We start from the raw sequence: 15,327 nt of genomic DNA, 5'->3' as shown, positions 1-15,327 counted from the left end.
CGTGGCTTCAATTGGAAAGCGCCTTTGTAACGGCTGCATTTGAGTTTTCTGCATCCTCCTCATGGCCGCCAACGCCCACCTTGGCCCGAAAGCAGCTTGCCATCAGCGGCACCTTTCAACCAGTGGGATCGAACACAGAGACAGTTGTGCTCGCAGCCTCTCACAGAAGTCGACCATTTCAGCGGCCGGCAAGAGAACTCTCTTTCCCTTGAGTGAAATTTCCTAGAAAATCCTGACCGCTTGTTTGCGCCTGCTCTCATGGCTAGGCTTCACTCCGTCACTGCCAATTCAGTGACCGGGTTTAGCAGCTCGTTTTTACCGAGGCACGCGAGTGCCGCCTTCCGTTCAAGCGGCGCTTTTTTTGCGCCTGCTGTTCTCTATGGCGGCTGTGCGTGGGGCACTCTCGAGTGCGCCGGGTCCCTTGGTAACCGGTCTGCTAACCCGCGTACAGTCGCCACCCATTCCGTTTAGCAGCGATGTCTGGCGACTCCACTTACCAAGGAGTTTTGCCATGTTCAAAATCACACCCAATCCGCCTGCAACCTCCAACATCGAGAGCATTGACCCTCGTATCGCCGATCGTGCGTTGTCTCACTACAACCTCGGTCCGAAGGCAGGCGCCAAACCAGCGCCTGTCACCGTATTGCATGATCATCTGCATGAACCCAGGCACCAGGAAGATGCCCTGGCCAACGTCTACTCGATTCTGCAATCTGCGGCGGCCACCGCCTATGAGCACGCCGACAACCAGACCGGTTCGAACCGCAAGGTGGCAATGGGTGTGGTGCATCTGATTGAGTTGGCACAGCTGAAGATGGACTCGGTGCTGGATGGGCAAGCGGTCAGCGTCAGCGGCTGACCACGCTCTGCGGGTGAGCGGAAAGCCTGGCTTTCCGCTCATTCGGGTCTGAAGTTCAACAGCCGTGTCAGTCCCCCCTCAGTCGATTGCCTGCTCCTGCTCGGACCGAGACCAAAACCACTCCATGCAGTGTCCGAGCCTGTTGAACCACAACAAACAGGGCTATCGTCTGACGGAAGTGCTTCAGTCCATTCGCGAAGCCGTCATCCAGGAAGCGTGGGATGATGAGCCTTTGTTCTTTGACTTCGGCCACAAATGCTTTCCTTCCACAGGTGAGCGATCAGATCGAATCCTGTTGGATCTGCGCCTAGTCGTAGATCGAAAGGAAGATGAGCTGCATCTGCTGACGCTCATGCTCAGGCATGAAGCCGAGGCGCTTGAAAAGCGGATTCCTGGAGAGCTCTTTGCTCTCGGTGAAGTCGTCATGCCCCTTGGTGTCGAGGCGCTCGTTCAACAAGGTCTGCTGGACATAGTGCCCTTTCTGGATCGCCACCTTTGTGGTGACTGGGGAGAATTACCAGGGGCGGACAGACAAAAAAACGAACGGGCGGTGCTGACCGGCGCCAGCTTGTTCTCGCAATACGACGTTGACGTCGGAACGGCGAAGAAGCTCTGGATCATCACCTCGGCAGACAGGCGATTCACCTCCCTGTTCCAGCCCATTGAACCCACCCTGCCCCAGTTCGACTGAGGCTTACTGACCGCCTACCTGCCTTTCCAGGCGAGTGGGCGGTTTTTGCATTCGGTTTTTTGTGGTGAGATCCTCTTCTGGGGGGGTATTGCGCCGCTTGCTGATTTTTTAAAGCAATTATTTAATCCGACATTGCCCAGCGATCATGACCCTATGCGCAAAATCGGTTTGAGCGTGTCTCCCCGCTCACTGTCGGCAGCAGCCTCATTAATCTGTTCGAACTCATAGAACTTGACCATTTTGTCAAAAGGAAAACGGCCTTGCAGATACAAGTTGACCAGGTCAGGAATGAACTTCTGGGGCACGCTGTCTCCTTCGCAGATACCACGAATGCTTTTGCCATGAATCAGCAAGTCATTGACGTCGAAAGACGCGAGTGTGCCCAGGTGCGATGCCCCGACCACGCCTACACAACCCAGCCCTCCCAACGCATCCACCGACTGACGCAACACCGACGTAATACCGGTGGACTCCAAGGCAAAATCGACGCCGCCCCCCGTGATTTCGCGAACTGCCAGAACCGCGTCCTCCTCCTTGCTATTAACCACGTGTGTAGCCCCAAGCTCTATTGCCAGGCTCAAGCGTGAAGGCACCACATCCACCGCGATGATGGTCGTGGCGCCTGCCACCCTGGCCCCCAGAACGGCACTGAGGCCCACCGCACCTGACCCGAAGGCAACAAAGCTGCTCCCGGGGCGGACCTTGAGCGAGTTGATCACCGCCCCTGCCCCCGTCTGAATGCCACACCCCAATGGCCCAAGCAATTCAAGAGGTGCTTCTTTCGGTACCTTGATGGCGTTGTTTTCGCGACTCAACGCATAAGTGGCAAACGACGATTGGGAAAAAAAGTGGTCATGTAACGGATGCCCCAACGCGTCGTCGATTGCTGATTGCCCGTGTGGATCTGCCCCGCTGAAGTTCAGGTTATAAAAGTCCTCGCAGTAGGAGGATAGCCCCCCTGAACAAGGCCGGCAGTGACCACAACTGCCGTAGGTCAGTACAACATGGTCACCGATTGCCAAACCTCTAACCAGCGGCCCTATCGCTTCAATCACCCCAGCCCCTTCATGGCCGAGGACCACCGGCAATGGCACCGGGTAATACTGATCGCGAATAATCATGTCGGTGTGGCACATGCCCGTGGCGACAATCCTGACCAGCACTTCATCGCGCTCAGGACGACGCAGCGTCGCCGTTTCAATCACAAACGGAGCACCCTTGGCACGTACCACAGCAGCTTTTATTTGCAGCATTTTGGAGTCAGTCATCACGGGTCCTTAATGTCAGTGGCAGGCGTCGAACTGCGACTACGTTAAGGCGACTTGTGCTTCGGGCAGTATCAGCACGGCGCCACGACTATCAAATCCCAGACTAAATCACTCTGAATGCGTGAATCATCAGGGGCTATTAGCGAGCACGACGGAACGTATCGGAGGGTTTCTCGCCGAAAGCGCGTCGGTAGTCGACTGAAAACTGCCCTAGGTGCAAGAAACCCCAGCGAGTCGCCAAGTCGGTGACGCAATCCCCTTCGCTTGGGTTCAATAGCGCTTGGCGTACATTGCGCAGGCGTACCTCTTTGAGATACCGCATTGGGCTGATACCACGCCACTCGTGAAAGCTACGGTGCAATGAACGGATGCCACAGTGTGCTGCCTCGGCAATATCCAACAGCGTGACGGCTTGGTCGGCGTGCTCTTCTATATATGCCACGGCGCGCTTGAGGTAGGCAGGATTGACGCCGCTGGAGAGCGGTGAGCGAGAGACATATCCATCGGATTGAGCGCAGAGCAAAGACAGAATCAGCAGCTCTTCCGCCCGAGGTAGCAGTAACGCCCTGCTTTGGGGGCTGGTCGCCGGATCGAGAATATGACGCAATTGATTCAACGAGGCGTGCCATAACGCGCGTTGGTTGTCATCATTTATTACCTGGGAGCTAAGCGGAAACTCCCAAGGCTTGAGATTGGACATTGATCCGGCAAGCTCAACGATTCGCTGGCAGTCTATGCGTGTCACCAACTGGCTATTGTCTGAGTCGTAAAAGTAGCGGGAGTGCTCACCTGGCGCGACCAAAACGGTCGTGCCCACGCCCCCGATACTCTCCACTGACGGGGTGCTGATCGTTGACTGACCGCTGAGTGTGGTCAATACCAGAACGAAATCATCGAACGGCTCTGGCTCGATGGTGATGTCTGTACCGTAGCAGAACTTCGACAGACCGATCGACTGCCCGGGCATGTTGTACATGCTCGCTGGATCCCTGCGCAGTCCCCGGGTGTGATAGCGATAGGACGTGTACACGCGGCTTACCTGTTCATTCGCTTGACCCAGATCGGTAGTCGCAAACAGCAACGACTGCTGGGGCATATCGGCAGCTCCGGTCAGCGCCAACGCCCCCAGTGTGGATGGCTGTGCGGTGTTGTCCCAAGAGGTCGAAAAGCTCATTGCCGATGCTCCTGTGCACTCTGCGATGCACTCATGTTCTACGAGCTTTCTGAATACTCCAGTCAACGGGTTGGCGCAATGCCTATGGCAAATTTGGGCAGGCATTTGATAGTCGTGGCCAGTCTTTGATATCGCACCTTTCGGTGCTCATTCGAAGATAGGGAACAGGGTCGAACAAGTCGTTTCGATCCACCGATTGGTCACTTAACAATCATGAGCCTGTTACTGAAAACCGATTACCCCGCTTACATTGATGGCCAACTTGTTCGTACGTCGATGACATTCCCAGCAGTCAACGCTTCTACCGGCGAGCACCTTGCCTCCATCGCGCGGTGCACCGCCGCCGAGGTAGATCTTGCGGTACGCGCTGCGCATCGCGCGCAAAAGGAGTGGAAGCTCACTAGCTTTGAGCAGCGCTCGGCGTTACTCAACCAACTGGCGGACGAACTGGAAAAAGCCGCACCACGCCTGGCAGCGATTGATGCCGCAGACGTTGGCCGACGCATAGGCGAAGTGCTTACCGACTACCACATCGCCGTGGCGCAATACCGCTATTTCGCCGGGGCGATCCTGACACACGAAGGCCTCGGGCGCCCGATTCCCAATGGCTATCTGATTGCAAAGCGCGAGCCCGTTGGCGTCGTGGGTCAGATCATCCCATGGAACGTGCCGGCGATCATGGTTGCCTTGAAGGTGGCTCCGGCGGTTGCCGCGGGTAATACGGTGGTGCTCAAACCAGATGAAAATGCCTCCTTGTCGACACTGGAGTTCGCAGAGCTCGCCGGCCGTATATTGCCTGCCGGGGTAATTAACGTGGTGCCTGGTTTTGGTGCTGAAGTAGGTTCGGCGATCACCGCCCACCCTGATATCGCCAAATTGGCTTTCACCGGCAGCCCTGAAATAGGCAGAGTCATCGGCTGCGCTGGCGCTCAACGTCTTGTGCCGGTGTCGCTAGAGCTGGGAGGCAAGAGTCCCAACATCGTGTTCCCGGATATTGCCGACATCGACGCTGTGGTCGACAACGTGCTGTTTGCGGCCATGTACTGCAACGGGCAGTCGTGCCTGGCCGGTACCCGGCTGTTCATTCATGACGACATCTACACGAACTTCATCGACAAGCTGGCCAACGCAGTGTCCCGATTGACAGTAGGCGACCCGATGTCCGAAGCCACCCGCGTGAGCGGCCTGATCAACCGCAAGCAGGGCGAACGCGTGCTCAACTACATCGAGGCAGGCAAGGAAGAAAAAGCCAGGCTACTGGTGGGGGGGCAGCGCGTGATTGTCCCGGGCAATGAGTATGGCTACTTCATTCAGCCGACGGTGTTTGAAGCCACCAACCAAATGCGCATTGCCCAGGAAGAAATCTTCGGTCCGGTATTGAGCGTGATTCGTTGGAACGACTACGACACCCTTCTGGAACAAGCCAACGACGTACGTTATGGACTGGCCTGCGGGATTTATACCTCCAATCTGGGTAATGCGATGAAAACCGCCGATGCCCTGGAGACGGGTAACGTCTGGATCAACCACTACTTCAACCTCAACAGTGGCGCGCCGTTTGGCGGCGTCAAAGAAAGTGGAATCGGCCGCGAGCATTGCCACGAAACGCTCAACCAGTATTCGCACCTTAAATCCATCACCATCCAGAACGACGTCATTGCGCCGTGGTTCGCGCCTGCACCCTAAGCCCCCCCAGTGCCGGTTCTATATTCGTCTGGAAAAAGTACTGATATCAAAGGAGCACCTATGTATTCAGTTCGATGGAAAACAGCACAGGTTTTAGTCTTTTCTTCTGCTGTCAGCCTATTGGCGGCGACAGGAACCATTTTTGCCAAGGCAAGTGAGGCGTCCGTGGAAAAAGAAATCGGCGTTCCGGGTTTGCACCTGGATTATGATTTGGGCATGCCAACGGCCGAAACCGTTGAGCGGCTTTATAATCAGATGGATTTTCAGCGGGCCGTACAAAGTTACTTATGGGCGATTCCGATTATTGGTGTACAAAGTTCCAAAGAGTCACTGGTTGAAAACGCCGGGGCGAAGAGCGGTGATGTGGTATTTGTCAGTGGTTTTCGTGACGTCAGCACCATGCGAGGCTCTAACGTCACCACCCCGTACTTTTTCAGCCACTTTGACCTCGCACAAGGCCCTGTGGTCCTGGAGTATCCGGCAGGCGCGACGGCCAGCTCGCTGATCGACTGGCGCGACCGTCCAATTGCAGACTTGGGCGGGCCAGGCGTCGATGCCGGCAAGGGCGCAACGTTCCTGTTGCTGGGTCCTGGCCAGGAGGTTCCGAAAGACGCGCCTGCTGGCGCTCACGTGCTGCACTCGAAAACCTTCAAGGCCCTGTTGTTCGGGCGAATTCTGGATAACGACCCGCAAAAAATCCAAGACGTACTCTCCCAGGCTCGCTTTTATCCCTACGGCAAAGATGCGCCCAAACACGTCACTATTTTGAAATTCAAACCGACCGGTGAACTTAAATCCATGGCGCCGCCCAAGGGTCTGGCGTACTGGAAAAGCTTGTCGGCGGCCCTTCAAGGAGAGGTCGTCGAAGACCGGGACCGCTTCTTCATGGCCATGCTTAAACCACTGGGCATAGAAAATGGCCAGCCCTTTGCGCCAGACAGCCGGCAGATCGAAATTTTGAACAAGGCCGCCGAATTGGGTGAAGCCATGGCCAAAGCCAACGCGTTCAGTAAACGATTGCCCAAGATGAAATACCGCCCGGACTCCAATTGGGAATACCTGATTCCCCCCTATTATTCCATGCAGCAGGACATTCCGGGGGGCACGTTATTTGAAGAGCGCACTGCATTCTTCTATGAAGTGATGGGCTCGTCCGAGGCCGTAATGACTCGAAAGTCGGGGGTAGGCTCTGGCTACCTCACCGCGTATCACGACAAGAAAGGCGCGGTACTGGACGGCGGCAAAACGTACAAGCTGCACGTGCCGGCCAATCCTCCGGCCAAACTGTTCTGGTCAATTACGCTGTATGACACCCAATCGCGCACCTTTATTCAAAGCGCCCAACAAATCGTCGACCGCTCCTCCAAGGACGACTTGATACGCAATGCAGATGGCTCCGTGGATATCGTGATGGGGCCAAAGTCACCAGCCGGATTGGAGAAAAACTGGATACCGACAATTCCCGGGCGATCTTGGTATGTTTATTTCCGTCTGTTTGGCCCACTTGAACCTTACCTTGATCAAAGTTGGAAGTTGTCAGACATTGAACTTTTGGCGCAAACACATTCGCTGCCACAGTAGTCCTCAGTCCTTGCGTGATTGCTGTCCTCGCCGCTCTGGAGTGGGCAGCCGACACCGGCTATCGACCCGTTATAAACATGTTAGAACGAGGAAGCCTTGCAACTCCCCTCGCGGCATCACCGTGGCCGACCGCCTTCAACCGTCTATACAAGAATAAAAAGGAAACACCATGCACTTAACTATTATTCGCCCACTTGCGTTGAGTCTATTGTTACTGGCCTCAAGTACTTCTGCATGGGCAGCATTGCTCGACAGTGGCGCAGTAGCCTCTCCCGACAAATACGGCGCTCAGGCCGCAGCCGATATACTCAAATCCGGCGGCAACGCAGTAGATGCCGCAGTGGCCACAGCCTTCACACTGGCCGTCACCTATCCGGAGGCTGGCAATATCGGTGGAGGCGGTTTTATGACCTTGTTCGTCAACGGCAAGCCGTACTTCCTCGACTACCGTGAAACAGCACCCAGTGCGGCAACGCAGACGATGTACATCGACGAGAAAGATAACGCCGTCGCAGAGATGAGCCTGGTGGGAGCAAAGGCGGCCGGCGTGCCAGGCACGGTAATGGGCATGTGGGAGGCTCATAAGCGTTTTGGCAAACTGCCATGGAGTGATCTGCTCAAGCCAGCCATCGGCTACGCCCGTGGCGGATTTGAAGTCGCCAACAGGCAGTACGCCTACCGCAAGGACGCCCTTGGCCTGTTCAAGGACAAGACCAATTTCGCAGACTATTTTGCGGCGTTGAAACCGGGCACGATCTTCAAGCAAGCCGAACTGGCGAAGACGCTGGAACGTATCGCGGTTAATGGTCCGGATGAGTTTTACAAAGGTCATACCGCCGACCTTTTAGTGGCACAGATGCAACGCGACGGGGGACTGATCACCCACGAAGATCTGGCCGGCTATCAGGTCAAATGGCGCGATCCGATCACCGTTCAATGGCAGGGCAACACCCTCTACACCGCGCCACTGCCGAGTTCAGGGGGCATCGCCCTCGCCCAGCTTATCGGGATCAAGGAAGCCCGGGCTGCCGACTTTGCAGGCGTGGAATTGAACTCCGCACGCTACATTCACTTGCTCGCAGAAATCGAGAAACGGGTGTTTGCCGACCGCGCCGACTATTTGGGTGACCCGGGTTTTTCCAGTGTGCCGGCGGCTGAACTGACTGATGCGGCCTACATCAAAAAACGCGCCGCCGAGGTCAATGCGAATGCGATTTCACCCACGGTCATGGTCAAACCTGGACTCGAGTCTCACCAAACCACCCACTTTTCCATTCTGGACGCGGACGGCAATGCAGTCAGTAACACCTACACCTTGAACTTCGACTACGGCAACGGGGTGGTGGTTAAGGGCGCAGGGTTCCTGCTCAACGACGAGATGGACGATTTCAGCGCCAAACCCGGCGTGGCCAACGCGTTTGGCGTCGTGGGCGGAAGTGCAAACTCAATTCAGCCGGGCAAACGCATGCTGTCCTCTATGAGCCCGAGCATCGTTACGCGAGACGCCAAGGTCAGCCTGGTGATAGGGACGCCGGGCGGCTCACGGATCTTTACCTCTATTTTCCAGGTCATGAACAACGTCTACGACTTCAAATTGCCACTGGAAAAAGCGGTCGCCGCCCAACGCGTGCATCACCAACTCCTGCCCAAAGACACGATCTTCTATGACGCCTACGCCCCTCTGATAGGCAAAGAAGCCGAATCACTTAAAGCCATGGGCTACACCCTGGAACAGCAGCCCTGGAAGATGGGCGACATACAAGCCATACGTGTTGACGGAAAGAAAGTTGAAACTGCATCCGACCCAAGAGGCCGCGGCGTAGGAATGGTCGTCACACCCTAAGCGTGGCAAAAACCAATAAAAACAATAAAATGCCAACCACTTGGATACTGCAGGTATGAAACCAGTCACCTCGGGCCTAATTCTATTAGCCGTCACCGCCACCTCGGCTCCCTTCCTCCAGGCCAGCCAGCAATCTACTACGAACGGCATCATTGAGGACAGTCAACTAAAGGTCCTCAATCGTAACATTTACATGAATCGGGACTTCAAAAACGGTGACCGAAGCGCCAGCGGCCACAGTTATCTGGAAGAATGGGCGCATGGTTTGATCACCACCTATTCTTCGGGTTTTACCCCAGGCAGCGTTGGTTTTGGCGTGGATGCTTTCGATTTTCTAGGGGTAAAACTCGATTCGGGAGATGGGCGTGTTGGAACCGGACTGCTTGAACGTAAAAAAAACGGCGATCCCAAGGATGAGTATTCGGTTGCTGGGGCAGCCATTAAGTTTCAGGTTTCCAATACAGTGTTGCGATACGGCGACCAACTGCCATCCTTGCCGATCTTCGCCATCTCCGACACACGTTTACTGCCTGAATCTGCCAGTGGCGCATTGATTACCAGCAACGAAATTAAAAACCTGGGCCTCAACCTTGGGCACTTTACCGCCATGCGAAATCGCAATCAGACTTCGCGCGACAGTAAGAACCTCAAGTCCATCGATTTTTTTGGAGGAACGTATCGTTTCACCGAACAACTCGCCAGCACACTTTACTGGTCTGAAACAGAGGATTACTACCGCAGATCCTACGCCAACGTAAATTACTCATTGCCGGTATCTAGCGACAAGAGGTTCCTGTTTGACCTCGGCATGTACGACACAAAAAGCGTCGGCGCCGCGGTTGAGCGAGCCTGGGACGGAGATAAGTTAGATAATCAGCTGTTTAGCCTCTCTGCAGCCTATAAGTTTGGGGCGCATACGATCGCTCTGAGCCACCAGCGAGTCAAAGGCGACGGCGGTTATGTGTATGAATTAGGCAGTAGTACGATGTATGCAGTGCACTCAATTCAGGTCTCCGACTTTAACCAGGAGGGTGAACAGTCATGGGGGATACGTTATGACCTTGACATGGAGGCTTATGGTGTACCGGGTCTCAACTATATGATGCGTTATGTCAGGGGCAGCGGTTTCACCAACAAAAATACGGATAACGGAAAAGAATGGGAGCGCAACATTGAAGTAAAGTACGTCGTACAAAGCGGCCCCATGAAAAACATGAGCGCACGAGTTCGCTGGGCAACTTTACGCAGCTCTGACATCAACAACTGGAATCTGGAGGATGTACGTTTGATTTTTGAGTACCCAATCAACGTCTTTTAGCCCACTGCTACGCCCCGCCAACGCCCTTAATACCTCAGTCAGCGAGCCGATATTGTGAAATTGGCTCTCTGGCTGTGAAACTCTCCTCCCCTTTTTGAAACAGATTTCGACGCCAGTGGCGTCAAACTCCTTGCGGCCCATACCGCATCAGCCCAGCAAAATCGGCACATCGATAAGCCCCCCGCGTCTTGCTCAGGCCGGCTCCGGCTCGTGTTTTAAATCAATCTTTTGATGTATCCGTTCACCGCTGGCAGTCGCTCCAAACCCCACGTATCAGCTCCTTCAACATCAACGCCTCCTCCCAGCGATCCGTAATGTCACGCCCATCAGCCCCCGTGATCGCATAAGGCGGTGGGCCGAGTTCGCAGGTGAAGGACAGGCTGGTGGGTGTGTTCGGCCGAGCCAGCCAATCCTCGATCCCGTAGCGCCACCAGCCCAGGCACCGCTCCAGACAGGGTCGATGCTGGGCAAAGCTCAAGGGCACCTGGACCTGTTCACCGTTGCTGACACGACCATGGAAACCCCAACTACGGCGCAGGATGGCATGGATCTGCTCGTCGTCTTCGGCGTTGGCCGGCTCAGGCAACTCCCTGCCCACGACGTAGTGGGACAAGTCAGCTAACAGTTTGAGATCAGGCATTTGCCCAAGGAGATCAAGCGTGAATAACAAGTCACTGGTGAGACGATAACGATGGGTTTCCAACAGGATCGGAAAGTCCACCTGCTCGGCCAGACGCTGCCAGCCTTCGATCAGTTCAATGGCTTGCGCCCGTGTGCGCGGCCGGACATCGGCCTGCAGCGTCAGGTGGTGGCAGCCGTAGCGGGATACCACATCGAGTGCGGTCGCCAGGTCATCCACGGTCCGGGGGAACAGTTGACCTTCGATTTGCAGGCCCTGCGCCTTGGCGGCGGCACTCAGGCGTGCAGCCTGTGGCGCAAGCCAGAAATGCTCGGTGATCCCGTCGAAGCCCGCGGCGGCGATCTTTTCCAGCTGCGCTTCAATGGACAGATCGCAGTGGCCACGGTGATCTTGCATGGCCCACAAGGACTGAAACACCAGGAATTCGCGCATGTCAGGTCCTCAGCAGTTGTTTGAGCGATACATCGGCATCGGCTAAAGCAACCACCGAGAGAGGGTTATGGTTGGCAATCAACCGTTCGCACAACTTGATGTCCTTGGCGATGCTATTGCCCTGGCCCCAGCCGCAAGCCCCTAGCAGACGTTGTTCGGCATCGAGGTAGAACAACAGGAAACCGCCATCCGCGGTTGCCCGGCTCGCTGTCGGTTCGGTGTTTGCGATGATGCCCGAGGTTTGCAGCCCCCAGTCGTACTGGTCGGACCAGAAACCGGGAATGACGTCGTAGGGCTGCTCGCCGCCCAGCAAGTTCAGTGCGGCATGACGGCCCTGGGTTTCGGCGTTGCGCCAGGTTTCCTGACGCTGGAATCCTCCTTGCGGATGCAGGCGAAACTCACAGACGTCGCCTGCCGCAAAGATGTCTGGTGCACTGGTGCGCAACCGCGCATCGACGCGAATGCCCTGACCGACCTCAAGCCCGGCAGCCACGGCCAACTCGGTGTTGGGTTGTATGCCGATACCCACCACGACCAGATCGCAAGGCAACAACTGGCCGTCGACCAGTTGCACCGCCTCGGCGCGAGTGGCGCCCAGCACCGTTTCTATCGCTACGTTCAGTCGGACATCCACGCCCTGACGGCGATGCAGTTCCAGCAGGACACTGGACAAACGCTCCGGCAGGACACGACCCGCCAGGCGCGACCCAGCTTCGAGCAAGGTCACCGTACAACCCAGGGCGCGGGCGGTCGCAGCGACTTCGAGGCCGATAAAGCCGCCGCCGATGATCACCAATCGAGCGCCGGGCTGTAGCGAAGCGCGCAGTGCCATTGCTTCGTCATGGGTTCGCAGATAAAGCACGTTGGGCAGATGCCCCGGCACTGCGGCCAGCAGTCGCGCCCTGCCCCCGGTCGCGAGTAACAGGCGGGTGTAATGCAACCAACTGCCGTCGGCCAGCTGTAATCGATGTTGCTGCGGATCGAGGCTTTTCACCGGGTTGCCAGCCAGGTGCTCGATGTCCAGTTCGGCGAGCCGAGCCTTGTCGCACAGGCTGTACCCCGCCAGATCAATCGTGCCCTGCAACAGTCCCTTGGACAGCGGCGGACGCTCATAAGGCGGATGGGGCTCATCGCCGATCAGAATCAGGCGACCGCGATAACCTTCGCCGCGCAGGGTCAGCGCCGCGCGGCCCCCGGCATGCCCGGCGCCGACGATGACCAGTGGAGCATTGGCAGGATTCATGGTGCAGACTCCGCGCAGTTAAACCGTAATGGCGAGCTGGACACGTCCCGACTCGACCCGTACCGGATAGGTCTTGAGGTTGACGCACACTGGCGCGCCAAGGGCTTTTCCGGTGCGGTAGTCGAAACGTCCGTTGTGCTTGGGGCACTCGATGACATGGTCCATCACCAGGCCATCTGCCAGATGGATGGATTCGTGGGTACACAGGCCCGCCGTGGCGAAGAACTCGTCGTCGGCAGAGCGGTAGACGGCATAGGTGTGCGGACCGTGGTCGAAACGAATGACATCTTCTTCATTTATTTCGCCCACGGCGCAGACGTCGATCCATTGATCGGTCATGGTGTTTTCTCGTGTGGTGGTCAACCCGGGAGGTGTCAGGCCGGCGTTGCGTCGGCTTCAGACTGGGTGCTGGTGGCCGGCGTTGCGCGTTGTGGCAAAGGGCGACGGATGAAATACGTCGGGTCTTTGCGCTGCCTCCAGATGGTCGGGAGGATTTCCTTGAAAGCCTCGAACAAGCCGGCGTACGGCGGCGGGCAGTCGTTACGGATTTCTTCGTGAAGCTGCGCCAGCGCATGAAACGGCACCATCGGATACATGTGATGCTCAAGGTGATAGTTCATGTCGAGGTACAGAAAACGCAGCAGCGGGTTCATGTAAATGGTGCGGCAGTTGCTGCGGTGATCGAGCACGTCCTCGGCCAGGCCGACATGCTGCGTCAGGCCGAACAGGTAGGATAGCCAGCCTCCGTACAGGGTTGGCAGGCCGATAAACATCAGCGGCAACCAGCTCTGCAGATACAGCGCCGCGCCTACGGTGAGTGCATAAATCACCAGCCAGATACGCGCCACCGTAAAGACCTTGGGCCACTCGGATTCGGGGATAAAGGTCTGCTCTTCTTCCGCCATCCGTCCGGTTGCATGTCGGCAGACTGACCACATCGTCTTGATCGCGTAAGGCATCCTGAACAGGCTCAGCACCATATTGATCAGGCTAGGCGGACGCGGCTCGACGATCTCCGGATCGCGACCGACGATGATGGTGTCGGTGTGGTGCCGGGCGTGGCTCCAACGCCAAACATGGGGTTCAAACATGAACATGAAGCTCGACAATTGATAGACCGCATCATTCATCCAGCGGGTTTTGAACGCCGTGCCGTGACCCGTTTCGTGCCAACGGGCATTGGATGCGGTGCCATAGAGCACACCGTAGGCGAAGAAGAACGGAATGCAGGCCCAGGAGCCCCAGAACCAGTAACCCGCAAATCCGGTGACGACCATCGATAGCAACCAGATGGCGGTGTCACGCAAGGCCGGGCCGTCTCGACGCTGCATCAATTCCTTCATGCGTTTACGGGAAATCTGCGATTGGTACCAGCGGGCTGACACCAGGCCTTTTTGCGCCGCTTTGGCGGCTTCCGGACCGATCAATCGATAATCCCGAGGCCCGGGTTTATCGGGGTGTTCAAAGGCTGCGTGTTGTTCAGGCATTTTATTGTTCTCCGCAAGCTTGATGGCTATGGGCACTTTTCGACGCGGGATCACATCGTTGGAGAGACGATAGAGAGCCCACTGATTACCCTCAAGCCCTTGAATACATTTCCTATCAAGCTATCATCCAGGCCCATTGAAGCTTGATAGTTTTCTATCACGGCGCTGCCGGACCAGCCATGAACACTACTAAACGCCCAACCATCGCCACCGTCGCCGAACACGCTGGCTTGAGTGTCGCCACCGTGGACCGGGTGCTCAACGCCAGGGCGCCGGTCAACCCGGCGACCGCCGAAAAAGTGTTTCAGGCCGCTGAAGCGGTCGGTTATTTCGCCGCCAGGCTGATCGGCCAGCGGATTCGCGAATGTCGTCCCAGCTACCGTTTCGGCATCCTCTTGCTTGGCACCGCCCAAGCGTTCTACGGTAACGTGGCTGCCGCCATCTCCGAGGCTGCGCAGCGCCAGGCTGGCGTCAACCTGAACCTGCAATTCGAATACGTCATCGATCGCACACCCAGCGCGATCATTGCCCAAATCGAACAACTGGCGGTGCAGTGCGACGGCCTGGCAGTGGTCAGCTTCGCGCATCCGCTGATCCAGGCCTCCATCGCTCAGATCAAAGCCGCCGGCGTGCCGGTGATCGCGCTGCTCTCCGACATTTATGAGGCCGCGGATGAGCCTTACGTCGGCCAGGATAATCATGAGGTCGGGCGCACCATGGGCTGGCTGATGGCTCACACCTGTGGCGCGCGCAAAGGCAGTGTCGGAGTGCTGCTCGGCGGCCACCGCTTCCTCGGTCATCAGGCGCGGGTCGAGGGGTTGCGCAGTTACCTGGCGGAGCGCGCACCGGGGTTGCGGCCGCTGGAAGCAGTGATCAATCTGGACAACAACGACATCACCGAAGAGGCGACGCTGGACCTGCTGGCGCGGCATGACGACTTACGGGGTTTGTGCGTGGTCGGCGGTGGCGGCGACGGCATTATCAGCGCCCTGTCGCAACTGCCGAAGCAGCCGTCGCTGTGCTGCATCCTGCAGGAATCGACCGAGCTGTCGCGCAAGGCCCTGGCGCAGGGGTTGATCAGCCTGGTCATCGACTCCCAGCCGAA

General features: G+C 56.9%; 13 protein-coding genes. 7 read left to right on the top strand and 6 right to left on the bottom strand.

Features of this window, described 5'->3' with window-relative positions:
• Window positions 1–511: 511 nt before the first annotated feature.
• Window positions 512–859, top strand: a complete 348-nt coding sequence (locus tag M5B96_RS31895; protein WP_248801093.1) for a DUF6124 family protein — start codon at window positions 512–514, stop codon at window positions 857–859.
• 142 nt (window positions 860–1,001) lie between these two features.
• Complete coding sequence (locus tag M5B96_RS31890; RefSeq protein WP_248801092.1) at window positions 1,002–1,550, top strand: hypothetical protein; 549 nt, start codon at window positions 1,002–1,004, stop codon at window positions 1,548–1,550.
• Window positions 1,551–1,693: 143 nt separating this feature from the next.
• On the opposite strand, the gene M5B96_RS31885 is transcribed toward M5B96_RS31890, so the two are convergent.
• Together M5B96_RS31885 and M5B96_RS31880 are read right to left on the bottom strand one after the other, a co-directional pair.
• Complete coding sequence (locus tag M5B96_RS31885) at window positions 1,694–2,818, bottom strand: NAD(P)-dependent alcohol dehydrogenase (protein WP_248767283.1); 1,125 nt, start codon at window positions 2,816–2,818, stop codon at window positions 1,694–1,696.
• 139 nt (window positions 2,819–2,957) lie between these two features.
• A complete protein-coding gene (locus M5B96_RS31880) occupies window positions 2,958–3,992 on the bottom strand; it encodes an AraC family transcriptional regulator (protein WP_248767284.1) in 1,035 nt (344 codons plus the stop codon).
• 213 nt (window positions 3,993–4,205) lie between these two features.
• On the opposite strand from M5B96_RS31880, the gene M5B96_RS31875 reads away from it, so the two are divergent.
• The 4 genes from M5B96_RS31875 to M5B96_RS31860 all read left to right on the top strand — a co-directional run bounded on the left by M5B96_RS31875 (window position 4,206) and on the right by M5B96_RS31860 (window position 10,420).
• A complete protein-coding gene (locus tag M5B96_RS31875) occupies window positions 4,206–5,678 on the top strand; it encodes an aldehyde dehydrogenase family protein (protein ID WP_248767285.1) in 1,473 nt (490 codons plus the stop codon).
• A 60-nt stretch (window positions 5,679–5,738) separates the two neighbouring features.
• On the top strand, window positions 5,739–7,259 hold the full coding sequence (locus tag M5B96_RS31870) for a DUF1254 domain-containing protein (RefSeq protein WP_248801091.1): 1,521 nt from the start codon (window positions 5,739–5,741) through the stop codon (window positions 7,257–7,259).
• A gap of 169 nt (window positions 7,260–7,428) precedes the next feature.
• Window positions 7,429–9,102, top strand: a complete 1,674-nt coding sequence (gene ggt, locus M5B96_RS31865; protein WP_248801090.1) for a gamma-glutamyltransferase — start codon at window positions 7,429–7,431, stop codon at window positions 9,100–9,102.
• A gap of 55 nt (window positions 9,103–9,157) precedes the next feature.
• Window positions 9,158–10,420 carry an OprD family porin gene (locus M5B96_RS31860; RefSeq protein WP_248801089.1) on the top strand — a complete coding sequence of 421 codons (1,263 nt, stop codon included), beginning with the start codon at window positions 9,158–9,160 and terminating at the stop codon, window positions 10,418–10,420.
• Window positions 10,421–10,661: 241 nt separating this feature from the next.
• On the opposite strand, the gene M5B96_RS31855 is transcribed toward M5B96_RS31860, so the two are convergent.
• From M5B96_RS31855 to M5B96_RS31840, 4 genes are read right to left on the bottom strand one after another with little or no spacing between them, the layout of a single operon-like run.
• Window positions 10,662–11,492, bottom strand: a complete 831-nt coding sequence (locus M5B96_RS31855; protein ID WP_248767289.1) for a sugar phosphate isomerase/epimerase — start codon at window positions 11,490–11,492, stop codon at window positions 10,662–10,664.
• A gap of 1 nt (window position 11,493) precedes the next feature.
• Complete coding sequence (locus M5B96_RS31850; protein ID WP_248767290.1) at window positions 11,494–12,735, bottom strand: NAD(P)/FAD-dependent oxidoreductase; 1,242 nt, start codon at window positions 12,733–12,735, stop codon at window positions 11,494–11,496.
• 18 nt (window positions 12,736–12,753) lie between these two features.
• Window positions 12,754–13,074 (bottom strand): MocE family 2Fe-2S type ferredoxin, encoded by a 321-nt coding sequence (locus M5B96_RS31845; RefSeq protein ID WP_248767291.1) that lies wholly within the window; start codon window positions 13,072–13,074, stop codon window positions 12,754–12,756.
• 35 nt (window positions 13,075–13,109) lie between these two features.
• Window positions 13,110–14,222 (bottom strand): fatty acid desaturase family protein, encoded by a 1,113-nt coding sequence (locus tag M5B96_RS31840; RefSeq protein ID WP_248801088.1) that lies wholly within the window; start codon window positions 14,220–14,222, stop codon window positions 13,110–13,112.
• Between the two features lie 179 nt (window positions 14,223–14,401).
• On the opposite strand from M5B96_RS31840, the gene M5B96_RS31835 reads away from it, so the two are divergent.
• The coding region (locus M5B96_RS31835; RefSeq protein WP_248801086.1) for a LacI family DNA-binding transcriptional regulator at window positions 14,402–15,327 on the top strand (926 nt) is incomplete at its 3' end.

Source organism: Pseudomonas sp. MWU13-2105, assembly GCF_023242315.1.
In the GTDB taxonomy this organism is placed as follows: Bacteria; Pseudomonadota; Gammaproteobacteria; order Pseudomonadales; family Pseudomonadaceae; genus Aquipseudomonas.
Note: the sequence above shows the minus strand (reverse complement) of the source record. Positions and strands in the feature narration are given on the sequence as shown.